This is a genomic window from Streptomyces sp. NPDC001880, from assembly GCF_053594575.1.
The window spans coordinates 1-21,899 of record NZ_JBSFET010000040.1 but is presented as its reverse complement, the minus strand read 5'-3'; the positions used below and the strand labels follow the sequence as shown (position 1 = coordinate 21,899).

Annotated in this window: 19 protein-coding genes and 2 pseudogenes; 13 read left to right on the top strand and 8 right to left on the bottom strand. The window is 69.9% G+C overall.

The window, feature by feature from the left end; all coding sequences use genetic code 11:
- Nucleotides 1–128: 128 nt before the first annotated feature.
- On the bottom strand, nt 129–335 hold the full coding sequence (locus ACWCQ6_RS21615; RefSeq protein ID WP_451091469.1) for a hypothetical protein: 207 nt from the start codon (nt 333–335) through the stop codon (nt 129–131).
- Between the two features lie 128 nt (nt 336–463).
- Here ACWCQ6_RS21615 and ACWCQ6_RS21610 point away from each other — a divergent pair, with 128 nt between their 5' ends.
- Nucleotides 464–1,786, top strand: coding sequence for a TerD family protein (locus ACWCQ6_RS21610; RefSeq protein ID WP_451091529.1), 1,323 nt, complete (start codon nt 464–466; stop codon nt 1,784–1,786).
- Between the two features lie 52 nt (nt 1,787–1,838).
- Here the strand turns inward: ACWCQ6_RS21610 and ACWCQ6_RS21605 are convergent, their stop codons facing one another.
- On the bottom strand, nt 1,839–3,011 hold the full coding sequence (locus tag ACWCQ6_RS21605) for a glycosyltransferase (RefSeq protein WP_451091467.1): 1,173 nt from the start codon (nt 3,009–3,011) through the stop codon (nt 1,839–1,841).
- 58 nt (nt 3,012–3,069) lie between these two features.
- Between ACWCQ6_RS21605 and ACWCQ6_RS21600 the strand changes: the two genes are divergently transcribed.
- From ACWCQ6_RS21600 to ACWCQ6_RS21585, 4 genes are all read left to right on the top strand, one after another.
- The gene (locus tag ACWCQ6_RS21600; protein ID WP_451091465.1) at nt 3,070–3,858 is read left to right on the top strand and encodes a glutamate racemase; all 789 of its coding nucleotides are present in this window, start codon (nt 3,070–3,072) and stop codon (nt 3,856–3,858) included.
- 59 nt (nt 3,859–3,917) lie between these two features.
- A complete protein-coding gene (locus ACWCQ6_RS21595) occupies nt 3,918–4,481 on the top strand; it encodes a hypothetical protein (protein ID WP_451091463.1) in 564 nt (187 codons plus the stop codon).
- 119 nt (nt 4,482–4,600) lie between these two features.
- Nucleotides 4,601–6,187 (top strand): apolipoprotein N-acyltransferase, encoded by a 1,587-nt coding sequence (gene lnt / locus ACWCQ6_RS21590; RefSeq protein WP_451091461.1) that lies wholly within the window; start codon nt 4,601–4,603, stop codon nt 6,185–6,187.
- Between the two features lie 30 nt (nt 6,188–6,217).
- Nucleotides 6,218–6,697 carry an NUDIX hydrolase gene (locus ACWCQ6_RS21585; protein ID WP_451091459.1) on the top strand — a complete coding sequence of 160 codons (480 nt, stop codon included), beginning with the start codon at nt 6,218–6,220 and terminating at the stop codon, nt 6,695–6,697.
- Between the two features lie 54 nt (nt 6,698–6,751).
- Here the strand turns inward: ACWCQ6_RS21585 and ACWCQ6_RS21580 are convergent, their stop codons facing one another.
- The 4 genes from ACWCQ6_RS21580 to modA form a co-directional block, all read right to left on the bottom strand.
- A complete protein-coding gene (locus ACWCQ6_RS21580) occupies nt 6,752–8,137 on the bottom strand; it encodes an MFS transporter (RefSeq protein ID WP_451091457.1) in 1,386 nt (461 codons plus the stop codon).
- A gap of 346 nt (nt 8,138–8,483) precedes the next feature.
- A complete protein-coding gene (locus ACWCQ6_RS21575) occupies nt 8,484–9,560 on the bottom strand; it encodes an ABC transporter ATP-binding protein (RefSeq protein WP_451091455.1) in 1,077 nt (358 codons plus the stop codon).
- 31 nt (nt 9,561–9,591) lie between these two features.
- Nucleotides 9,592–10,452: a molybdate ABC transporter permease subunit gene (modB, locus tag ACWCQ6_RS21570; RefSeq protein WP_451091453.1), complete on the bottom strand. Its 861-nt coding sequence runs from the start codon at nt 10,450–10,452 to the stop codon at nt 9,592–9,594.
- Entirely contained in the window at nt 10,449–11,264 is an 816-nt protein-coding gene (gene modA, locus ACWCQ6_RS21565) for a molybdate ABC transporter substrate-binding protein (RefSeq protein WP_451091451.1), read from the bottom strand. The genes modB and modA overlap by 4 nt, the downstream gene beginning before the upstream one ends.
- A gap of 341 nt (nt 11,265–11,605) precedes the next feature.
- Between modA and ACWCQ6_RS21560 the strand changes: the two are divergent.
- Nucleotides 11,606–11,986, top strand: a pseudogene (locus ACWCQ6_RS21560) (molybdopterin-dependent oxidoreductase); the annotation flags it as partial.
- Nucleotides 11,971–12,081 (top strand): annotated as a pseudogene (locus ACWCQ6_RS21555) (M24 family metallopeptidase); the annotation flags it as partial. The pseudogenes ACWCQ6_RS21560 and ACWCQ6_RS21555, both read left to right, overlap by 16 nt.
- Before the next feature lie 31 nt (nt 12,082–12,112).
- On the opposite strand, the gene ACWCQ6_RS21550 reads toward ACWCQ6_RS21555, so the two are convergent.
- On the bottom strand, nt 12,113–12,508 hold the full coding sequence (locus ACWCQ6_RS21550; protein WP_451091449.1) for a TOBE domain-containing protein: 396 nt from the start codon (nt 12,506–12,508) through the stop codon (nt 12,113–12,115).
- Between the two features lie 22 nt (nt 12,509–12,530).
- On the opposite strand from ACWCQ6_RS21550, the gene ACWCQ6_RS21545 reads away from it, so the two are divergent.
- A complete protein-coding gene (locus tag ACWCQ6_RS21545; RefSeq protein WP_451091447.1) occupies nt 12,531–12,725 on the top strand; it encodes a hypothetical protein in 195 nt (64 codons plus the stop codon).
- Nucleotides 12,726–12,786: 61 nt separating this feature from the next.
- Here the strand turns inward: ACWCQ6_RS21545 and ACWCQ6_RS21540 are convergent, their stop codons facing one another.
- Complete coding sequence (locus ACWCQ6_RS21540; protein ID WP_451091445.1) at nt 12,787–13,773, bottom strand: LacI family DNA-binding transcriptional regulator; 987 nt, start codon at nt 13,771–13,773, stop codon at nt 12,787–12,789.
- A 263-nt stretch (nt 13,774–14,036) separates the two neighbouring features.
- Here ACWCQ6_RS21540 and ACWCQ6_RS21535 point away from each other — a divergent pair, with 263 nt between their 5' ends.
- The 5 genes from ACWCQ6_RS21535 to htpG all read left to right on the top strand — a co-directional run bounded on the left by ACWCQ6_RS21535 (nt 14,037) and on the right by htpG (nt 21,773).
- Complete coding sequence (locus ACWCQ6_RS21535) at nt 14,037–14,963, top strand: carbohydrate ABC transporter permease (RefSeq protein WP_451091443.1); 927 nt, start codon at nt 14,037–14,039, stop codon at nt 14,961–14,963.
- 5 nt (nt 14,964–14,968) lie between these two features.
- Nucleotides 14,969–15,916, top strand: coding sequence for a carbohydrate ABC transporter permease (locus ACWCQ6_RS21530; protein ID WP_451091441.1), 948 nt, complete (start codon nt 14,969–14,971; stop codon nt 15,914–15,916).
- An 88-nt stretch (nt 15,917–16,004) separates the two neighbouring features.
- Entirely contained in the window at nt 16,005–17,345 is a 1,341-nt protein-coding gene (locus ACWCQ6_RS21525; protein ID WP_451091439.1) for an ABC transporter substrate-binding protein, read from the top strand.
- A 72-nt stretch (nt 17,346–17,417) separates the two neighbouring features.
- The gene (locus ACWCQ6_RS21520; RefSeq protein WP_451091437.1) at nt 17,418–19,469 is read left to right on the top strand and encodes a beta-galactosidase; all 2,052 of its coding nucleotides are present in this window, start codon (nt 17,418–17,420) and stop codon (nt 19,467–19,469) included.
- Nucleotides 19,470–19,841: 372 nt separating this feature from the next.
- Nucleotides 19,842–21,773, top strand: coding sequence for a molecular chaperone HtpG (gene htpG / locus ACWCQ6_RS21515; protein ID WP_451091435.1), 1,932 nt, complete (start codon nt 19,842–19,844; stop codon nt 21,771–21,773).
- The last annotated feature ends 126 nt before the right edge of the window (nt 21,774–21,899 follow it).

Below are 21,899 nucleotides of genomic sequence, written 5' to 3'. Positions count from 1 at the left end.
GATCTTAGAAGGCCTTTCGGTAAGATCGTGGCGGAATGGTGAACTCGTCCTCCGTAGAACCCTCATGCAACGGCCTGCGAGTGCTTCAGAGGCGGGACGGCGGGTGATCGGCCGGCCGGAGACGGCGATCACGCGCGCTTGAACGGGTTGCAGCCGAGAGCGGCCACGGCGGCCGGGCCGGTGTCTCGCACGCGAGACGTCTCGGTGCCGGCGGCGCCCCTGCCGTGGATCGCGGCCGGGACGCGGGCGACGCCCAGCAGCCGGCACGCCTGCGCGCGAAAGATCCCGAACTCCGCCTTGCCGTACGGTGCCCAGCTGCCGTGCCCGAGCGGCACCCGGACGCGGCCCGGGCAGCGCGGGCGGTCACCGGCGGATCGCAGGACCGGTCCGGATGTCTGTGGTCCCTGTGACGGTCCGGGGGAATAGGTTGGCGGAGAAAAGATTTCGGGCAGCCGGACTCGCGATGGGGGCGAGCATGACCATGCTAAAAGGAGCAAATGTTCCGGTGGCGGCTCAGGCCGTGCGGGTCGAATTGGGGTGGCGCAGCTCCCCGGGCACACCGGATGTGGATGGCTCGGCGCTCCTTCTCGTGTCGGGAAAGGTGCGCAGCGACGCCGACTTCGTCTTCTACAACCAGCCTTCCCACGCATCCGGCGCGGTGCGCCACGAGGGGAAGCGGGCCGCCGGTGCCGGGATGACGGACAGCCTCGCTGTCGACCTGGCGCGCGTCGAGCCGGCCATCGACCGCGTGGTCCTGGCGGCCTCCGCGGACGGCGGCACGTTCGGCCGGGTGACCGGGCTGTACGTGCGGATCACGGACGCGGCCGACGGCAGGGAACTCGCGCGCTTCGACAGCGCGGACGCGACGGTCGAGACCGCTTTCATCCTCGGGGAGCTCTACCGGCGCCAGGGGGCCTGGAAATTCCGGGCCGTCGGACAGGGGTACGACACCGGCCTCGAAGGCCTCGCGACCGACTTCGGGATTTCCGTCGACGAACCGCAGCAGCCCCAGCGGACTCAGCCGTATCACCAACCCCAAACGCCTCAACAGCCCCAGAGTGCGACACGGGTTGACCATCGGCAGCCGGCCCCGCAGGCACCTCCGACGGCGTCGCCGGTACCTTCCGTACCTCCCGCCGCCGCACCCGTCCGCCTGTCCAAGGTGACTCTCACCAAGGACGCGCCGTTGGTCTCCCTCGCCAAACAGGGCGGCACTTCGGGAGTGCTTCGTGTCAATCTCAACTGGCAAGTGCGCAAACAGTTCAAGGGCTGGGGAAGCAAACTCGGCAGAGCGGTCGCCAACCACTCGGACCTCGATCTTGATCTCTGCGCTCTCTACGAACTGACCGACGGCCGCAAAGGAGTCGTGCAGGCGCTGGGAAACGCGTTCGGCGCTCTCCACCACCCTCCCTATATCCATCTCGACGGGGACGACCGCACCGGCGCCGTCGACACCGGAGAGAACCTCACCGTCAACCTCGACCACAAGAACAAGCTCCGGCGCGTCCTGATCTTCGTCACCATCTATGAAGGCGCCCGGAGTTTCGCCGATCTCCACGCGACCGTCACCCTCCAGCCCCAGCACGGCGCGCCGATCGACTTCTCGCTCGACGAATGCACCGTCCCGTCCACCGTCTGCGCACTCGCGCTCCTGACCAACAACGGGGGAGACCTCACGGTGCAGCGCGAGGCCCGCTATCTCGTCCCCGAGCGCGGAGTGAGCCCGCAGCGCACCATCGACTACGCCTATGGGTGGGGCATGAACTGGACGCCCGGCCGTAAATGACCCCCCGGCGGTCCGGTCGGTCCTGCACCCATCGGCTCACCACCGGCTCCGCTCACCGGTCCGGCGCGGCCTCGGGACGGGCGTACGTACGCCCCTTCCAGGCCGCGCCCCGGCCCCGGTGGTGCTGCACCGCCGAATCGACCGTCATCAGCAGATAGAGCACGGCGGTGAACGGGAGCAGTGGCGCCTGCCACAGCGACTGCCGGTAGTAGCCCAGCATCGGCAGATACGTCCCGGTCATCACCGCCCACGCCACGCCGCCCACCCACGCCGCCACCGGGTCACCCGTCAGCAGCCCGGCGGCGAGCGCGAGCGGCGGCGCGAGATAGACCAGCGCGAGCCCCAGCACCGTCCCCAGCAGCAACGGCGGACTGTGCCGCAACTGGGCGTACGCGCTCCGCGACACCATCCGCCACAGATCCGCCAGCCGCGGATACGGCCGCACGCTGTCCACCCGCTCCGCGAGCCCCAGCCAGATCCGCCCGCCGCTGCGCTGCACCGCCCGCGCCAGCGACACGTCGTCGATCACCGCCTGCCGGATCGACTCCGGCACCCGGGCCCGCTCCGCCGCCCCGGTCCGCAGCAGCACACAGCCACCGGCCGCCGCGGCCGTCCGTGCGCCCGCCCGGTTCACCCACCGGAACGGATAGAGCTGCGAGAAGAAGTACACGAAGGCGGGTACGACCAGTCGCTCCCAGACACTCGACACCCGCAGCCTCGCCATCTGGGAGACCAGGTCGAAGCCGCCCGACAAGGCGGCGGCGACCAGCTCCCGCAGACTGTCCGGCTCGTGCGCGATGTCGGCGTCCGTCAGCAGCAGATACTCGGGCTCCCGGGTCCGGGCCAGCGCGATCCCGTGCCGTACGGCCCAGAGCTTGCCCGTCCAGCCCGGCTCGGGCTCGCCCGGCGACACCACCGTCACCGGCAGTCCTCCGTACCGCACGGACAGCGCACGGGCGATGTCCCCGGTCCCGTCCCTGCTGCAGTCGTCGACGAGGACGATCTCCGCCTTGCCCGGATAGTCCTGCGCCAGCAGCGACGGCAGGCTCACCGGCAGCATGTCGGCCTCGTCACGTGCGGGCACCACGACCGCGACGGACGGCCATCGGTCGGGGGCCCTGCGGCGGGGCAGCCGCTGGCCGGTCCGCCAGAAGAATCCTTGTCCCAGCAGCAGCCACACCCATGCGGCCAGCGAACCCATGGCGATCCAGGCAACGGCGCTCATTCGCCGCAGTCTGCCCCACCGGAACGGAACCGCAAGGGCGGTCGACTATGGTGACCGGGTGAAGATCGCGCTCATGGACTCAGGAATCGGCCTGCTCGCGGCAGCCGCCGCAGTACGCCGGCTGAGGCCCGACGCCGATCTGGTGCTCTCCTCCGACGCCCCCGAAGGCACGCCCTGGGGACCGCGTACGCCCGAGTACGTGACCGACCACGCACTCGATGTGGCCCGCGCGGCAGCCGCCCACCGGCCGGACGCACTGATCGTCGCCTGCAACACCGCCTCCGTGCACTCCCTGCCGGCCCTCCGCGCCGCGCTCGAACCCATGCTGCCGGTCATCGGCACCGTCCCCGCGATCAAGCCGTCCGTCGCCGACGGCGGCCCGGTCGCGATCTGGGCCACGCCCGCCACCACCGGCAGCCCGTACCAGCGCGGACTCATCAATGAATTCGCCCGCTCCGTCGACGTGACCGAGGTGCCCTGCCCGGGGCTCGCCGACGCCGTGCAGAACGCCGACGAGACCGCGATCGACCGGGCCGTCGCCGCCGCCGCAGCGCTCACCCCGCGTGACGTCCGGGCCGTGGTCCTGGGCTGCACCCACTACGAACTGGTCGCCGATCGCATCCGCGCCGCCGTCCGGCAGCCCGGTCTGCCGCCCGTCGCGCTGCACGGATCCGCCGGCGCCGTCGCCGCCCAGGCACTACGCCGGATCGGGGCCGAACCCGCTCCGTCGGCCGAACCGTCCGCCGCTCTCGCCGTGCTCATCGGCGGCCGCCCCGCCGAGCTGCCGAAAGCCGCTCTGACCTACGCCGAAGGGCAGCTGCTGGGCGCCGTCAGCCCCGCCCGCTGACCCCTCGGGGGCCGTTCGACCCAGCCCCGGCGTGCGGAAATGTGAGTACGCTGCTTGACATGAGGGACCACTCCCGAAATCCCCGGCACACCGGATCCGACCCCCACTCCGCCGTCTGGGTCGGCCGAGCCACCAACCGGGCCCAGTGGGTACTCGCAGTCGCCGGAGCCGCCTGTCTGGCGCTCGGCGTCCAACTGGCCGTGAGCTCCGACTGGACCTCCGGCATCGCCCCGCTGCTGATGTCCGTGATCGGCTGTGTCGCCGCCGGACTGCTCATGCTGTTCGGCACGCTCGCCTTCGTGAACGTGGCCGTCACGGTCGACGGGGACGCCCTGGAGGTGCGCTGCGGCCACATGGGCCTGCCGCGCCGCCGGATCCTGCTCACCCATGTGGTGGGCGCGGAGTTCGCACCCGAGGTCACCCCGCGTCAGTGGGGCGGCTGGGGCTACCGCTGGCGCCCCGAGCAGGGCACGGCCGTGGTGGTCCGCAGGGGCGAGGGTCTGGTGCTCCGGCTCGGCGACGGCAGGACGTTCACCATCACGGTCGACGACGCGGAGGCGGGCGTGCGCTTCATCCGCGAGCGCCTGCACCTCCCGGCGACCGGAGCGGCGGCCGGAGCCTGACCCCCGGACGGCAGCAGGCCTGATCTGTGCGGGAATACGCCCGAACGATCCGGCACGAACGATTCAACCACCCGGGCGGGGCTGCCGGAGTCACAGCCGGCCACCGTAGACTCCGCCGGGTGAGCGCCACCATCACCCAAGTCGAAGCCGCGCAGCCGGCCTCATCCCCCGTGTCCCGGACACGACGCCTCCTGCGGCCCGCCGCCGCCGTGATCGCGGGAGTACTGCTGTATCTGAGCTTCCCGCCGCGCCCCCTGTGGTGGCTGGTCCTGCCCGGTTTCGCCCTGCTCGGCTGGGTGCTGCACCGAAGACGGCTCCGCGCCGGCTTCGGGCTCGGCCTCCTCGCCGGACTGGGCTTCATGCTGCCGCTGCTGCACTGGACCGGCGAGGAGGTCGGCCCGGTGCCGTGGCTGGCCCTCGCCGCCGCCGAGGCGCTGTTCATCGCGGTCGGCTGCATCGGGATCGCCGCCGTCAGCCGCCTCGCCTGGTGGCCGGTGTGGGCCGCCGCGGTCTGGGTACTCGACGAGGCGGTCCGGGCGCGCGTGCCGTTCGGCGGTTTCCCGTGGGGGAAGATCGCGTTCGGACAGGCGGACAGTGTGTTCCTGCCGCTCGCGGCCGTGGGGGGCACGCCACTGCTCTCCTTCGCGGTGGTGCTCTGCGGCTTCGGTCTCTGCGAAGCGGTACGCCAGTTCCGCGCCTACCGCCGTACGGGCACCCTGCCGGGGGCGGCCGTCGCCGCCGCGGCCGCGACCGTCCTGGTGCCCGTCGCCGGAGCAGTCGCCGCGCTGCCCCTCGTCGACGACTCGGCGGAGGACGGCACCGCGACCGTCGCCGCGATCCAGGGCAATGTGCCGCGGCTCGGACTCGACTTCAACGCCCAGCGCCGTGCCGTCCTGGACAACCACGCGCGCCGCACGGAGCAGCTCGCCCGGGAGGTGAAGGAGGGCAAGGTCCCGCAGCCCGACTTCGTCCTGTGGCCCGAGAACTCCTCCGACCTCGACCCGTACCGGAACGCCGACGCCCGGATCGTGATCGACGAAGCGGTGAAGGCGATCGGCGTGCCCACCGTGATCGGGGCGGTGGTCGAGCCCGACACCGGGAAGCTGCGTAACACCCTCATCCAGTGGGATCCGGACAAGGGCCCGGTCGACACGTACGACAAGCGCCACATCCAGCCGTTCGGCGAGTACATACCGATGCGTTCCGTCGCACGGATCTTCAGCTCGGACGTGGACCGGGTGCAGCGCGACTTCGGACCCGGGAAGAAGGTCGGCGTCTTCGACCTGGCGGGGACCGACGTGGGGCTCGTGACCTGCTACGAGGCCGCGTTCGACGACGCCGTACGGGACACCGTCATGCACGGCGGCCAGCTGATCGCCGTACCGAGCAACAACGCCACCTTCGGCCGCAGCGAGATGACCTATCAGCAGCTGGCCATGTCCAGGGTGCGGGCCGTCGAGCACGGCCGGTCCGTAGTCGTCCCCGTCACCAGCGGGGTCAGTGCCGTCATCCGTCCGGACGGGAAAATTGTCCAGCAGACGAAGATGTTCACCCCGGACGCGCTGGTGGAAGAGGTCCCGCTGAGGTCCTCGCTGACGCCCGCGACCAGGATGGGCACGCTCCCCGAAGGGGTGCTCGTGCTGATCGCCGTGGCCGGGCTCGGCCTGGTCGCCGTCCGGTCGGTGCGGAGTCGGCGCAGCCGGTGACCCACCGGCCGCGCCGCGTAGGGTCGGACCATGGCTACTCCTGATTTCATCCGCGAGATCCGCGCCACCGCCGGCCAACAGCTGCTCCTGCTGCCGGGAGTCACCGCCATCGTCTTCGACGACGAGGGCAGAGTGCTGCTCGGACGCCGCTCCGACACCGGCAAATGGTCGGTCATCGGCGGCATCTGCGAGCCCGGCGAGCAGCCGGCGACGACCGCGGAGCGCGAGGTGTTCGAAGAGACCGCCGTGCACTGCGTGGCGGAGCGGGTGGTCCTCACCCAGGCTCTGGAGCCCGTGCAGTACGCGAACGGCGACCGCTGCCAGTACCTCGATGTCACCTTCCGCTGCCGGGCGACCGGCGGCGAGGCACGCGTCAACGACGACGAGTCGCTGGAGGTGGGCTGGTTCCCGGTGGACGCGCTGCCCCCGCTGAACGAGTTCGCGCTGTTCAGGATCAAGCAGTCCATGACCGACGAACCCACCTGGTTCGAACGCACTGCACAGCAGTGACAACCGCTGCCCGCCGGGCGAGCCGGGTCTGCCGGCCCGCCCGGCGGACCGTGCTCAGACGGTACGGGCGTCCGCCGGCAGGGCTCCGGACGCGTCCGGGGCGGCCGCGGTCCCCTCGATGTCCGTGAGATCCCGGTGCCTGGTCTCCCTGGCGCAGGCGACCGCCAGCAGGGTGATCAGCACCGCGGCGATGACGTACAGCGAGATGGGCGTCGAACTGCCGAAGTCCGCGAGCAGCGCGGTGGCGATGAGCGGCGCCGGGGCACCGGCCGCGACCGACGAGAACTGCGCGCCGATCGAGGCGCCCGAGTACCGCATCCGGGTCGCGAACATTTCCGAGAAGAAGGCCGCCTGCGGTGCGTACATCGCCCCGTGGAAGACGAGCCCGACGGTGACGGCGAGCAGCACGCTTCCGAAGTTCCGCGTGTCGATCAGCGCGAAGAACGGGAACGTCCACACTCCTACACCGATCGCTCCGGCCAGATAGACCGGCTTGCGCCCGACCCGGTCCGAAAGCGCGCCCCACATCGGAATGACCGCGAAGTGGACGGCCGAGGCGATGAGCACCGCGTTGAGCGCCGTCTGCTTGCTCAGATCCGCTGCTGTGGTCGCGTAGACGAGCACGAACGCCGTGATGACGTAGTAGCTGATGTTCTCCGCCATCCTGGCGCCCATGGCGATCAGCACATCGCGCCAGTGGTGCTGCAGCACGGAGACGAGGGGCATCTTCTCCGCCGCCCCGGCAGCGGAGCGGCGGTCCTCGGCCTGCGCGAGCGCGGCCTTGAAGACCGGTGATTCATCGACAGAGAGCCGAATCCACAAGCCGACGATCACCAGGACACCGGAGAGCAGGAAGGGGATTCGCCAGCCCCATGCGCCGAATGCGGACTCCGACATCAGCGCGGTGAGCGCGGCGAGCACCCCGGTGGCGAGCAACTGACCGGCCGGCGCTCCCGTCTGCGGCCAGGAGGCCCAGAAGCCGCGCCGCCGGGCATCCCCGTGCTCCGACACCAGCAGCACGGCCCCGCCCCACTCACCCCCGAGCGCGAAGCCCTGCACCAGCCGCAGAACGGTGAGCAGTACGGGGGCGGCGGACCCGACCGTGGCATGCGTCGGCAACAGCCCGATGGCGAACGTCGCTCCGCCCATCATCAGCAGACTGAGCACCAGCAGCTTCTTGCGACCGAGCCGGTCGCCGTAGTGCCCGAACACCAGGGCACCGAGCGGCCGGGCTGCGAAGCCGACCGCGTACGTGAGGAAGGACAGGAGCGTTCCGACGAGAGGGTCGGACTCGGGGAAGAACAACTTGTTGAAGACCAGCGCGGCGGCTGACCCGTACAGGAAGAAGTCGTACCACTCGATGGTGGTCCCGATGAGGCTTGCGGCGACGATACGCCTGAGGTTCGAGGGTGCTGGCGGGGAGGTTGCTGGGGCGGCCATGGGTACCACTTCCGGACGGTGGGCGGGGACGGTTCCGTGTCGCCACACCGTAGGAACGGGCAGGTCAGGGGCGTATGTGGTGGGACACCATAGTTCTCGGGCCAGGTGTGCGCGGAGCCACCATCCCGGGTGTGGGAAGAGCGTTCCGAAGGCCGCCGGGTGGCCGCCCGAGCCGCGTCGGGCCCCGGCGCCCAGCTTTGCTTCGCCCGGCAGCACGCGGTGACAGCCGTGGCCGGTACGGTCGTTGCGGTCGTCCTGGTCGAACTGTGCGTGGCGTCGCGATCGAGGCCCACCTCGATCCGATTCACACGTGACCGCATCGCCGGCGCACACTCCGGGCGCGTGCTCAGACGCGGTACGCGTGGGTCTGTGCCGCCTTCACCGTCGCCCAGACCTCCGCACCCGGGTGCAGGTCCAGTTCGGCGGCGGCGACCGTGGTGAGGTCGGCGGCGAGGGGGAGGTCGCCGGTGAGGGCGGCGCGGATCTGGTCGCCGTGGATCTCCAGACCGGCGACCTCGCAGTGCCAGACGTTGCGGGCGCTGGAGCCGGTGGGGCGGTTGCGGTGGAGGGTGATGGCGCTGGGGGGGAACGCCACGAAGACCGGTCCGGACAGTACCTCCGCGGTGGTGATGGCGGGGCCGGTGTCCAGACGGACCGTGTGGCCGTTTGCGTGGCCTCGGTGGAGGTTGAGACCGACGAGTTGCGCGATGTAGTCCGTACGGGGGTGGCGGGCGATGTCGGAGGGGCTGCCCTCCTGGACGACTTCGCCGTGCTCGACGACGACCAGACGGTCGGCGAGGACCATCGCGTCGAGCGGGTCGTGCGTGACGAGTACGGCGACGGCCTCGAACTCGGCCAGGTGGCGCCGGAGTTGGGTGCGTACCTCCAGGCGGGTCCGGGCATCGAGTGCGGCGAGGGGTTCGTCGAGGAGGAGCAGCCGAGGCCGGGTGGCGAGGGCGCGGGCCAGCGCGACGCGCTGCGCCTGGCCGCCGGAGAGCCGCCGGGGCTTGGCGCGGGAGTGATCCGCGAGACCCAGGCGGTCGAGCCACTGGGCGGCATGTGCCCGCGCCTCTGCCTTGGTCGCCCCCTGGCAGCGCGGCCCGAACGCCACATTGTCCAGGGCGGTCAGGTGGGGGAAGAGGAGGTAGTCCTGGAAGACGACGCCGACCGGCCGGGACTCCGGCGGCGTACGCTCCAGTGCCGCGCCGTCCAGCCGCAGGTGGCCGCCGGTGAGTGGGGTCAGGCCGGCCAGTGCGCGCAGGGCCGTGGTCTTGCCGGCGCCGTTCGGACCGAGCAGGGCGACGACCTCGCCGGGCGCGACGGCCAGCGCCACGTCGAGCCGGAAGGCGCCGCGGTCCACCACGAGCCGGGCGTCGAGCCCGTCGGTTCCGGTGCCGGCACGGAGGGCGTGGGTCTCGGTCATGCGGCGATCGTCCAACGGTTGTGGTTCCTGGTCATCCGGCGGTCATCCAACGGTCGCGCAGCCCGGCCAGCACCGCGACGGACACCGCCAGCAGCACCAGGCTGAGGGCGATCGCCGCCTCCGGGTCGCTCTGCAGAGCGAGGTAGACGGCGAGGGGCATGGTCTGCGTACGGCCGGGGAAGTTGCCGGCGAAGGTGATGGTCGCGCCGAACTCGCCGAGCGCGCGGGCCCACGCCAGCACCGCACCCGCCGCGATGCCCGGCGCGATCAGCGGGAGCGTCACCCGGCAGAACGCGGTGAAGCGGGACGCGCCCAGCGTGGTCGCCGCCTCCTCGTAACGCGGATCGGCGGCCCGCAGCGTTGCCTCGACACTGATGACGAGGAACGGCATCGCCACGAAGGCTTCCGCGACCACGACCCCCGCCGTGGTGAACGGCAGGGTGACGCCGAACCAGGAGTCCAGCCACTGCCCGACGATGCCGTTGCGGCCGAGCGCCGTCAGCAGCGCCACACCGCCCACGACCGGCGGCAGGACCAGCGGGAGCGTCACAAGAGCGCGTACGAGGCCGCGACCGCGGAACTCGACCCGGGCCAGCAGCCAGGCCAGCGGCACCCCGAAGACCAGGCTCACGGCGGTGGCGGCGGTGGCACAGATCAGGGACAGCCGTAGCGCCTGCCACACCTCGGCGCTGGCCAGCAGTTCGGGCATGCTGCGCCACGGGGCCCGTACGAGCAGGGCGATCAGCGGCACCACCAGGAACGCCAGGCCGATCAGCGCGGGTACCAGCAGAGGAAGCGGAGCGCCGCGGCCGCCCCCCGCCCGGACACGCCGACGCCGTGCCCCACCCCGGAGGGTGCCGGTCGCGGCGTCGGACTTCGCGGTCGCGGTCACGGCTTCAGGAACCCGGCCCCGGACAGGACCTTCTGACCCTCGGCGGACTGCACCAGGTCGATGAATGCCTTGGAGGCCTCCGCGTTGGGGGCATCCTTGAGCAGGGCGATCGGATAGTCGTTGACGGCGCCGGCCGATTCGGGGAACTCCACGCCCTCCACCTCGTCACCGGCCGCCTTCACGTCGGTCTTGTACACGACCGCCGCGTCGGCCTCCTTCAGCTCGACCTTGGTCAGGGCGCTCCTGACGTCCTGCTCGTACGAGACCGGGGTGAGCTTGAGACCGCTGGCGTCCAGGGCCTTCTGGGTGGCGGCGCCGCACGGCACTTCCTCGGCGCAGAGCACGACCTTCAGGCCCGATCCGGTGAGGTCCTTGAGAGAGGCGATCCTGTCGGGGTTGCCCGGCAGCGTTGCGATCTCCAGCTGGTTGCGAACGAAGGTGGCGGGAGTGCCGGAGACGTCTCCCGCATCGGTGACGATCTTCATCGTCCTGGGGCTGGCCGCAGCGAACACATCGGCCGGTGCGCCGCCGGTGATGCTCGCGGCGAGCGAGTCGCTGCCGCCGAAGCTGAAAGTCACCTTCGTACCCGGGTGTTGCTTCTCGAACTCCTTGCCCAGGGTTGTGAAGCTCTCCTTCAGCGAGGCCGCGGCGAACACGGTCACCGTGCCGGACAGCTTGCCGGACGAGGAGGACGGGGCGGAGGAGTCCGACTTCGCCGACGAGGAGCAGGCGCTCAGGGCAAGCAGCGCGGCGGTGCCCGCACCGGCCGCCTGCAGGGTCCGGCGGGTCCGGCGCGCGGTACGGGTTGTCACGGGTCCACTCCCTCTGGTCCTGACGGACACATCACATCTACGGTCTGTCGACGACCACGTCGGCCGACCCGACCACGGCAACCGCCGGAACACCGGGCTGCGGCTTCAGTTCCTCAGCCGACTCGCGGCTGACCGTCGCCGCGCCCGGAACGGCCCGGCCCGGACATCCGCCAGCGCTGATGATACTGCCGCAGATGCGAAGGGAAAGTCATCTCCTGCTTTGCATGAGCAGGCTCATGGATCTTTGTGGATTGCATGTGCGTCTGTGCAGGCCGGGTGTCCGGGTACGGGCCTCCGGGAGGTGGTAGCCCGTGAGCCGGCCCCCCGCAGCGGCGGACGGGGTGGCGCAATTCGCTCTCGCCGGCGATCTGTCCCGTCCGGTCCGCCTGACCGTGGCCGACCTGCACGCCTGGCCGCAGCACGAGGCCGACGTCAGCTTCGCGTGCGCCACCAGCGGCATCCAGCACCACCGCTTCACCGGGCCGCTCCTGCACGACGCCCTGTCGGCGGCCGGTCCCGTCTCCGACCTCGACCGCCGCAAGGACCGCCTGCGCTTTTTGATCGCGGTGTCCGGCGCGGACGGCCACCACGCCCTGCTGTCCTGGGCGGAGATCGACCCCGACTTCGGCCGCGCGCCCGTACTGCTCGCCACCACGGTCGACGGCACGCCGCTCGACCGCGTGGGCGCCCAGCTCGTCCTGCCGGCACCCCGATGCGCCGCACCGACAAGGCCGGACGCCGCCGCTGGATCCTGGAGATCCATCTCGTCGACCGGGAGCGGGAGTTCGGCGGCTTCTACGAGGAACTGCTCACGCTCCGACCCGACGGGCACCGGCCCCGCGCCGCGGTCAGACGCGGTCGATGTGCACATTCGTCGACTTGACCCGGGCCGTGGCCTCCATTCCGACCTCCAGCCCCAGCTCCTCCACAGCCTCCCGCGTCAGCAGCGACACCAGCCGGTGCGGGCCGGCCTGGATCTCCACCTGGGCGGCGACATCGCCGAGCTTCACCGCGGTGACGATCCCGGGGAAGGCATTGCGGACCGAGGTGTACGAGGTGTCCTCCTCGCCGCCACCGCCCTTGGCCAGCTCCACGGAGAACTCGGCGAGATCCCTCCCCTCGATGAGCCGTCGCCCGCCCTCGTCCCGATGGGTGGACATCCGGCCGGCGTCGGCCCAGCGACGTGCGGTGTCGGGGCTCACGCCGAGGAGCCGGGCGGCCTGGCCGATTGTGTAGAACTGCATACCATTCAAGATAGGCCCATCCGTGGACGCCGATGCCCACCGCATCACCGGCATCGTGGGTACCATCCGCATCACCTCGCCGCCGCCGGCCGGCCGGATCTCGCATCCGGGACCGGACCACGTGTCCCACGTCGCCGTGGCCGCCGACCCGGAGGCAGTCGCGGCCGAGATCACACCGCTTGCCGAGGCGGCCCGGGCCGTTGTCCGGGCGGTGTGAAGCACGCCCGCCGGTCACCGGAGCGACGGTTGTCGAGGAAGCACGGATGTCGGCCGCACCGTCAGCCGAGTGCGTGCGCCGTGCTGTCCCGGACCACGAGCCGTGTCGGCACCAGAGTCGTTCCCCGCTCCGCCTCGCCCTGCCGCACCTGGCGCAGGGCGCTCTCCACGCAGCGCCGGCCGACTTCGGCGAAGTCCTGGTGGACCGTGGTCAGCGGCGGCAGGAACGAGCCCGAATCCGGGATGTCGTCGAAGCCGATGACCGAGACGTCCTCGGGGACCTTGCGGCCGCGCTCGTGGAGGGCCCGCAGCAGGCCGAGCGCCATCTGGTCGTTGGCGGCGAACACCGCGGTGCAGTCGGCCTGTTCGGCCAGCTGGAGGCCGGCCCGGTAGCCGGACTCCGCCGACCAGTCGCCGCGCACGAGGGGCGGGGGCACGCGGCCCGCCTCCTCAAGTGTGCTGCGCCAGGCGTCCGTTCGGCGCTGCGCCGCGAACGACGCCTCCGGTCCGGCGAGGTGCCACACCGTTCGGTGCCCGAGGTCCAGCAGGTGCCGCACGGCGTCCCGTGTGCCGCCCGCCTGGTCCGTGTCGACGACCGCGTACCGGTCCCCGGCATCCGAGTCCGCGACCACGATCTTCACATGCGGCGGCAGCGACAGGCTTGCCGAGTCGAGCAGATGGACCTCCATGATGACGATGACCGCGTCCACCGCCAGCTCGCCCAACCGTGAGAAGGCGCCGCGCACTTCGTCCTGGGTGGGGACCGCGACCGGCAGAAGCGTGACCGAGTACCCCTCCTGCGCGGCCGAGGTCGCGATGGCCTCCAGCGTGCGCATGTTCCCCGTCGTGGACAGAGTGAACGTGATCACGCCAATCGTGCGGAACTCGCCCCGCTTCAGCGCACGGGCCGCGCTGTTGGGCCGGTAGCCGAGTTCCTTCATCGCCGCGAGCACCCGTTGCCGCGTCTCCTCGTTGACGCCGGGGAAGCCGTTGGCGACGCGGGACACCGTCTGCGAGGAGACCCCCGCGACCCGGGCGACGTCTGCCATCGACGCGCTCTGTGCCCGGCGCCGGCCGCTGCTCCCGCCCCGCGCCGGGGCGCTGTCCGCTGCTCCCACCGTCCCTCTCTTTCACCAACTGCCCCGTTCGTATACCGGGCGACAGACTCTTGACCGTGATCAACGGGGCGGTGTAGACATGCCGCCACCGGATGTTTACGTAACCATAACAGTCGTCGGTTCCTTGCACGCCGGAATGGTTACGCAAACATCAGGGTCAGCACCCGCGAGGGACGTAGGAGCGAGGACGCGAGATGACGACGCTGCAACCGTCGGCGGCCACAGGGCCCCGCCCGGCCGGACCACCGGTGCGACGGGCACGCCGCTCGTGGACGGGATGGGGGTTCATCGGCCCCTTCGTCCTCGTCTTCGCACTGGCCTTCCTGGCGCCGCTCGGATACTCGGTCTATTTGAGCCTGTTCAGGACCCGGATCATCGGCGGTACCACCTTCGTGGGCCTCGACAACTACCAACAGGCCCTTCAGGACGGTCAGTTCTGGGAAGGTGTAGGCCGCGTCGGCCTCTTCCTCCTGATCCAGGTGCCGATCATGCTGGGCCTCGCTCTGCTGATCGCGCTCGCCCTCGACAGCGGTCGCCTCTACGGCAAGGACTTCTTCCGGATAGCCGTCTTCCTGCCGTACGCGGTGCCCGCCGTCGTCGCCTCCCTCATGTGGGGCTTCATCTACGGCACCCGCTTCGGCCTGGTCGGCGACATCAACGAGGCGTTCGGCGTGAAGCTGCCCGACCCGCTCTCCCCGGACCTGATCCTGGCGTCCATCGGCAACATCGTGACCTGGGAATTCGTCGGCTACAACATGTTGATCTTCTTCGCCGCGCTGCGAGTCGTCCCGCACTCGCTGTACGAGGCGGCGGAGATCGACGGCGCGGGTCAGTGGCGCGTCATCTCGGCGATCAAGCTGCCGGCCATCCGCGGCGCGCTCGTCATCGCCACCATCTTCTCGATCATCGGCAGCTTCCAGCTCTTCAACGAGCCCGCCATCCTCCAGAAGCTGGCACCGAACGCGATCACCACCGACTACACCCCGAACTACTACACGTACTCGCTGTCCTTCTCCGGCCAGCAGCACAACTACTCAGCGACGGTCGCCATCGTCATGGGCGTGATCACCATGGTCGTCGCCTATGCCGTCCAGTTGCGCGGCATGCGCAAGGGAGCGTGAGCCCAATGACTGGACCGAGCACCACCGTCCCCGCCGCCTCCCGCTCCACAGCGGTACCGCCGAAGTCCGCCGCCCCGCGCCTTCGCGCCCCGCGCCGCCACACCCCGGGACGCCCAAGGCGCAGTGTCCTGCTGACCGTGCTCGCCGTCGTTGTCCTGCTCTACAGCCTCGTACCACTGTTGTGGCTGCTGATCAGCGCCACCAAGACACAACGGGGCCTGGGGCGCTCGTTCGGCCTGTGGTTCGACGGGGACTTCGCCCTGTGGGACAACATCACCCGGACCTTCACGTACCAGGACGGCGTCTTCGGGCGCTGGCTCCTCAACACCCTGCTGTACGTGGTGGTGGGCGCGGGCGGAGCCACCTTCCTCGCCGTCCTCGGCGGGTACGCGCTCGCCAAGTTCTCCTTCCCGGGCAAGCGCGCCGTGTTCGCGGTCGTCATCGGCGCGGTCGCGGTGCCGACCACGGCGCTCGCCGTCCCGACCTTCCTCATGTTCAGCAAGATCGGCCTGACCGACACCCCGTGGGCGGTCATCATCCCCTCCCTGATCTCGCCGTTCGGCCTGTACCTGATGTGGGTGTTCGCCACTGAGGCCATCCCCACCGAACTGATGGAGGCCGCCCGCATCGACGGCGCGAGCGAACTGCGCACCTTCTTCCGGGTGGCCCTGCCACTGCTCGCGCCCGGCACGGTCACCGTTCTGCTCTTCACCACGGTCGCGACGTGGAACAACTACTTCCTGCCGCTGATCATGCTGAAGGACCCCGACTGGTACCCACTGACCGTCGGACTCGACGCGTGGAACAAACAGGCGTACGCGGCCGGCGGCGAGGTCGTGTTCAACCTGGTCATCACCGGCTCGCTGATCACCATCGTGCCGCTGATCGCCGCGTTCCTGCTGCTCCAGAAGTACTGGCAGTCCGGCCTCGCCGCCGGAAGCGTCAAGGAATAGGCGCGGCAAGGAGGTCCCGATCAGCAACCCCGGTCTTCACCGTTTCTCACATCCCCCTGCAGGACCACGACGAAGTGGAAGAATCGCCATGCCCAAGCACCCCCGCCGCCTGCTGCGCGGCATCGGTCTCGTCTGCGCCCTCGCCCTCGGGGCGACCGCCTGCGGCGGCTCCGGCAACGACGACTCCGGACAGGAAAAGGTCGGCTCGGCCGACATCCAGGCCGCGCTGAAGAAGGGCGGCACCGTCACCGTATGGGCGTGGGAGCCCACCCTGAAGCAGGTCGCCGCCGACTTCGAGAAGAAGTATCCGAAGGTCGACATCGAACTGGTCAACGCGGGCACCAACAACGACCAGTACAAGGCCCTGCAGAACGCGATCTCCGCCAAGAAGGGCGTCCCCGACGTCGCGCAGATCGAGTACTACGCCCTCAGCCAGTACGCGCTGACCAAGTCGGTCACCGACCTCGAGCCGTACGGCGCCGAGAAGCTGGCCGACGCGTACTCACCCGGCCCGTGGAACGCGGTGCAGGCCGGTGACGGCATCTACGGACTGCCGATGGACTCGGGACCGATGGCGCTCTTCTACAACAAGAAGGTCTTCGACAAGTACGAGATCGCCGTCCCGACGACATGGGACGACTACGTCGAGGCGGCCCGCAAGCTGCACAAGGCGGACCCGAAGGCGTACATCACCAGCGACCTCGGCGACGCGGGCCTGACCACCAGCCTTCTGTGGCAGGCCGGTGCGCACCCGTACAAGGTCGACGGCACCGAGGTCGGCATCGACTTCACCGACGCCGGCGCGAAGAAGTACACCGAGACCTGGCAGAAGCTCATCGACGAGAAGCTCGTCTCGCCAATCGTCGGATGGAGCGACGACTGGTACAAGGGCCTCGGCGACGGCACCATCGCCACACTGCCCATCGGCGCGTGGATGCCCGCCAACTTCGCCTCCGGCGTGGAGGGAGCCTCCGGCGACTGGCGCGTGGCCCCGCTGCCGCAGTGGACCAAGGGAGCGACGGACAGCTCGGAGAACGGCGGCAGCTCGCTCGCGCTCCCCGAACTCGGCAAGAACAAGGAACTCGCCTACGCCTTCGTCGAGTACGCCAACTCCGGGGCGGGTGTGCAGACCCGCATCAAGAACGGCGCGTTCCCCGCGACCACCGAGGACCTGGAGTCCGAGGCGTTCCAGAGCACCGAATTCCCGTACTTCGGCGGCCAGAAGGCCAACAAGATCTTCGCCGAGTCCGCGAAGAACGTGCCGGCCGACTGGAAGTACCTGCCGTACCAGGTCTACGCCAACTCGATCTTCAACGACACCGTCGGCAAGGCCTACATCTCCGGCACCAAGCTGTCCCAGGGCCTGAAGGCGTGGCAGGACGCGTCCGCCAAGTACGGCACCGAGCAGGGCTTCACTGTGAAGAAGTAGCCACTGGAGTCCCGGAGGCTCACCCCCTTCGCGCCAATGCGCAACGCATCATCGGACCTCGGAAGGATCTGCATGACCTCCCCCCGCACCTCCCGTTTCCCGTACCCGGCGGGCAGCGACGGCAGCCGACGCCTCGGCTACGGCGCCGACTACAACCCCGAGCAGTGGCCGCGGGAGGTGTGGGAGGAAGATGTCCGGCTGATGCGCGAGGCCGGTGTCAACGTCGTCTCCCTGGCGATCTTCTCCTGGGCCCGTCTCCAGCCAACCGCAGAAACTTGGGACTTCGGCTGGCTCGACGAGGTCATGAACCTGCTGCACGCGGGCGGCATCGGCGTCGACCTGGCCACCGCGACCGCGTCCCCGCCACCGTGGCTCACCACCGCCCACCCGGAGATCCTGCCGGTGACCGCGGCCGGTGAGACGCTCTGGCCGGGCGCGCGCCAGCACTGGCGGCCCACCTCACCGGTCTTCCGCACCCACGCGCTCCGCCTGGTACGGAAGTTGGCCACGCGCTACGCCGGACACCCTGCCCTGGTCGCCTGGCACGTCAACAACGAGCTGGGCTGCCACAACATCTACGACTACTCCGACGACGCCGCCCGCGCCTTCCGTGCCTGGCTGCGCCGCCGCTACACCACAATCGAAGCCCTCAACCACGCCTGGGGAACTGCCTTCTGGTCCCAGCGCTACAGCGACTGGGACCAGATCCTGCCGCCGCGCCTCGCTGCCTCGCATCCCAACCCGACGCAGCAGCTCGACTTCAAGCGGTTCTCGTCGGACGCGCTCAAGGATCATCTGATCGCGGAGCGCGAGGTGCTGCGCGAACTGACCCCGGACGTGCCGGTAACCACCAATTTCATGGTGATGGGCGGCACCAAGGGCATGGACTACGCGGACTGGGCGGGCTCGGGAGCGATCGACTTCGTCTCCAACGACCACTATGTCGTGCCCGGCCCTCAGGACCGTGACGAGCTGTCCTTCTCCGCCAACCTGACCAGTGGCATCGCAGGCCACCTCCCGTGGTTCCTGATGGAGCACTCCACCGGTGCCGTGAACTGGCAACCTGTCAACCTGGCCAAGAGACCTGGTGAGTTGGCGCAGGACTCGCTGCTGCATGTGGCGCACGGCGCCGATGCCGTCTGCTTCTTCCAGTGGCGCCAGTCGGCGGCCGGAGCCGAGAAATACCACTCGGCGATGGTGCCGCACGCAGGTCCCGACAGCGAACTCTTCCGTTCCGTCACCGAGCTGGGGCGCACCCTGGAAGCGCTCGCACCGATCGCCGGAGCCGTTCGTGAACCCGCCCGCGTGGCCGTCCTGTTCGACTGGGAATCGTGGTGGACCAGCGAGCACGACTCCCACCCCACATCACGGCTCGACTACCACCGCGAGGCCCTCGACTGGTACTCCGCGCTGCTGCGGCTCGGCATCCGCGCCGACGTGGTGCCCGCGCACGGCACCGACCTCTCCTCGTACGATGTGGTGATCGCTCCCGTGCTGCACGTGGTCTCGCAGCCGTACGGCCAGGAGCTGACCCGGTATGTCGAGGGCGGCGGGCACCTTGTCACCACGTACTTCTCCGGCGTCGTCGACGAGAACGACCACATCTGGCTCGGCGGCTACCCCGGCGCCCTGCGCGAGCTGCTCGGGATCCGCATCGAGGAGTTCGGGCCGCTGCTCGACGACGTCACCGTCGGTCTCGACAACGCGACGACCGGCAGCCTGTGGACCGACCGGATCACCGTCACCGGGCCGGACGTGGAGGTGCTGGCCCGCTACCGCAGTGGCACCTACGCCTCCCGCCCGGCGGTCACACGTCGTACGACAGGCCGAGGCTCGGCCGCGTACGTTTCCACCCGCATGGGCACCGAAGGCCTGGCCGAACTGCTGCCGGAGCTGCTCCGACCGGCCGGTGTGTCCAGCGAACTCCCATACGGAGCACGTGGGTCGGTCGAACTCGTCGTACGCCGCGACGCCGGGAGCCGCTATCTCTTCTTCGTCAACCGCAGCGACGTGCCGGTGCCGCTTCCCGGTGTGACCGGTGAGCTCCTCGTCGGTCCCGGGACGGAAGACGCCCTCGTACTACGGCCCCGGGGCGTCGCCGTGCTCCGGCAGCCCGCCCCCTGAACCGCACCACCACCGCAGTACCAACCACTCGCCCACACTCATGATTCGGGAGTACACGTTGGCACGCCGCACCCGCGCCCGACGACTCCCCGGCCTCGCCGGCAGCGCCGCCCCGGCCTCCGGAGCAGCCCTCGCGACCGCCCCGCCCGCGACCGCGGACGCATCGACGGCCGCCGTCGCGGTGACCCCCGACCCCTCGTACCAGCAGCAGAAGTTCTGTCCGTCATGTGGTCAGAGACGGCGGCTGGATCGTCGACGGATACGCGGTGGCGGGCTGACCGGAGGGAGGGCGGCGCCGCGCCGACGGGGTCGGCTGATCTAGAGTGCTCAGGCCAGTTCCCGGACCGCGGACCTGAGAAGGAATCACGGATTATGCCCACTGAGACGTTCGAGTTTCAGGTGGAAGCGCGACAGCTTCTGCAGATGATGATCCACTCGATCTACTCGAACAAGGACGTGTTCCTGCGCGAACTCGTCTCCAACGCCTCCGACGCGCTCGACAAGTTGCGGCTCGAAGCACTGCGCGACGACTCGCTCGACGCGGACGTGTCCGACCTCCACATCGCCATCGAGACCGACCGGCAGGCCCGCACGCTGACCGTGCGGGACAACGGCATCGGAATGTCTCACGACGAAGTGGTCCAGCTCATCGGGACCATCGCGAACTCGGGCACCGCGAAGTTCCTGCGGGAACTCAAGGAGGCCGAGGGAACCACCGCGGCAGAAGGGCTGATCGGTCAGTTCGGCGTCGGGTTCTACTCCAGCTTCATGGTGGCCGACGAGGTCACGCTGCTGACCCGGCGCGCGGGCGAGAGCCAGGGCACCCGGTGGACGTCGACGGGTGAGGGCACGTACACGATCGAGACCGTCGACAGCGCGCCCCAGGGGACCGCCGTCACGCTCCGGCTCAAGCCGGAGGACAGCGATGACCAGCTCCACGACTACGTCTCCCCGTGGAAGATCAGGGAGATCGTCAAGCGGTACTCGGACTTCATCACCTGGCCCGTCCGGATGGCTCCCGAGGCGGCCGACGGCGTCGACGGTGCGGAAGGGGCCGACGACGCCCCGCGCGATCCCGAGACGCTCAACTCGATGAAGGCCCTGTGGGCGCGCTCGCGCGACGAGGTGACCGACGACGAGTACCACGAGCTGTACAAGCACATCAGCCACGACTGGAGCGCCCCGCTGGAGACCATCCGTCTCCAGGCGGAAGGCACCTTCGAGTACCAGGCGCTGCTCTTCATCCCGTCGCACGCGCCCCAGGACCTGTTCATGCAGGGCTACCAGCGCGGCATCCAGCTCTATGTGAAGCGCGTCTTCATCATGGACGACTGCGAAGCGCTGATGCCGCCGTACCTGCGCTTCGTCAAGGGCGTCGTCGACGCGCAGGACCTGTCGCTCAACGTGTCGCGCGAGATCCTCCAGCAGGACCGCCAGATCCAGTTGATGCACCGGCGGCTGGCGAAGAAGGTGCTGTCGACGGTCAAGGACATGATGTCCGCCGAACCGGAGCGGTACGCCACGTTCTGGCGGGAGTTCGGCCGTGTCCTCAAGGAGGGGCTGCTGAGCGACTTCGAGAACCGCGAGGCGATCCTCGGTGTCTCGTCCTTCGCCACGACCCACGACAAGGACGAGCCGACCACGCTGCGGCAGTACGTGGAGCGGATGAAGGACGGCCAGGAGCACATCTTCTACCTGACGGGCGAGTCCCGGCAGGCCATCGAGAACTCCCCGCACATGGAGGCGTTCCGCGCCAAGGGCGTCGAGGTGCTGCTGCTCACCGACCCCGTCGACGAGGTGTGGGTCCAGGCGGAGCCCGCCTTCGACGGCAAGCAACTGCGGTCCGTCGCCAAGGGCGAGGTCGACCTCGGCACCGAGGAGGAGAGGAAGGAGGCCGCCACCGAGCGCGAGGGCCGGCAGCAGGAGTACGCGGATCTGCTCGGCTGGATGACCGACCGGCTGAGCGGGACCGTCAAGGAGGTGCGGCTCTCCTCGCGCCTCACCGTCTCGCCCGCCTGCATCGTCTCCGACATGCACGACGTGACACCGGCCCTGGAGAACATGTACCGCGCCATGGGCCAGGACGTGCCCCAGGTCAAGCGCATCCTCGAACTCAACCCGGAGCACACGCTGGTCAGTGGTCTCAACAGGGCGCACGCCGAACGCGGTGAGGAGGACGGCACCGGCCTCCAGGAGACGGCCGAGCTCCTCCACGATCTGGCGCTGCTGGCCGAGGGCGGCGAGCTGGGCGACCCCTCGCGCTTCGTCAGGCTGATGGCCGACCGCCTCGAACGCACCCTGTGAACGTGACCGCTCCCGCACGCCCGGGAGCGGTGGACGAGCGCGCCACCGGTCGAGAGGGGGCCGAAGATGTCGTACACCGACAGGTCGAAGCCGAGCTGCGCCAGTCCGAGCACACGGTCGTCGGCG

What these genes read in the sequence shown, in the direction of transcription:
- ACWCQ6_RS21535 (WP_451091443.1), top strand. Translation starts at nt 14,037, where the DNA reads ATGACGACGCTGCAACCGTCGGCGGCCACAGGGCCCCGCCCGGCCGGA.
- ACWCQ6_RS21530 (WP_451091441.1), top strand. Translation starts at nt 14,969, where the DNA reads ATGACTGGACCGAGCACCACCGTCCCCGCCGCCTCCCGCTCCACAGCG.
- ACWCQ6_RS21540 (WP_451091445.1), bottom strand. Translation starts at nt 13,773, where the DNA reads ATGGCAGACGTCGCCCGGGTCGCGGGGGTCTCCTCGCAGACGGTGTCC.
- ACWCQ6_RS21580 (WP_451091457.1), bottom strand. Translation starts at nt 8,137, where the DNA reads ATGGCCGCCCCAGCAACCTCCCCGCCAGCACCCTCGAACCTCAGGCGT.
- ACWCQ6_RS21595 (WP_451091463.1), top strand. Translation starts at nt 3,918, where the DNA reads ATGAGGGACCACTCCCGAAATCCCCGGCACACCGGATCCGACCCCCAC.
- ACWCQ6_RS21585 (WP_451091459.1), top strand. Translation starts at nt 6,218, where the DNA reads ATGGCTACTCCTGATTTCATCCGCGAGATCCGCGCCACCGCCGGCCAA.
- ACWCQ6_RS21610 (WP_451091529.1), top strand. Translation starts at nt 464, where the DNA reads ATGGGGGCGAGCATGACCATGCTAAAAGGAGCAAATGTTCCGGTGGCG.
- ACWCQ6_RS21525 (WP_451091439.1), top strand. Translation starts at nt 16,005, where the DNA reads ATGCCCAAGCACCCCCGCCGCCTGCTGCGCGGCATCGGTCTCGTCTGC.
- ACWCQ6_RS21520 (WP_451091437.1), top strand. Translation starts at nt 17,418, where the DNA reads ATGACCTCCCCCCGCACCTCCCGTTTCCCGTACCCGGCGGGCAGCGAC.
- ACWCQ6_RS21550 (WP_451091449.1), bottom strand. Translation starts at nt 12,508, where the DNA reads ATGCAGTTCTACACAATCGGCCAGGCCGCCCGGCTCCTCGGCGTGAGC.
- htpG (WP_451091435.1), top strand. Translation starts at nt 19,842, where the DNA reads ATGCCCACTGAGACGTTCGAGTTTCAGGTGGAAGCGCGACAGCTTCTG.
- ACWCQ6_RS21605 (WP_451091467.1), bottom strand. Translation starts at nt 3,011, where the DNA reads ATGAGCGCCGTTGCCTGGATCGCCATGGGTTCGCTGGCCGCATGGGTG.
- ACWCQ6_RS21575 (WP_451091455.1), bottom strand. Translation starts at nt 9,560, where the DNA reads ATGACCGAGACCCACGCCCTCCGTGCCGGCACCGGAACCGACGGGCTC.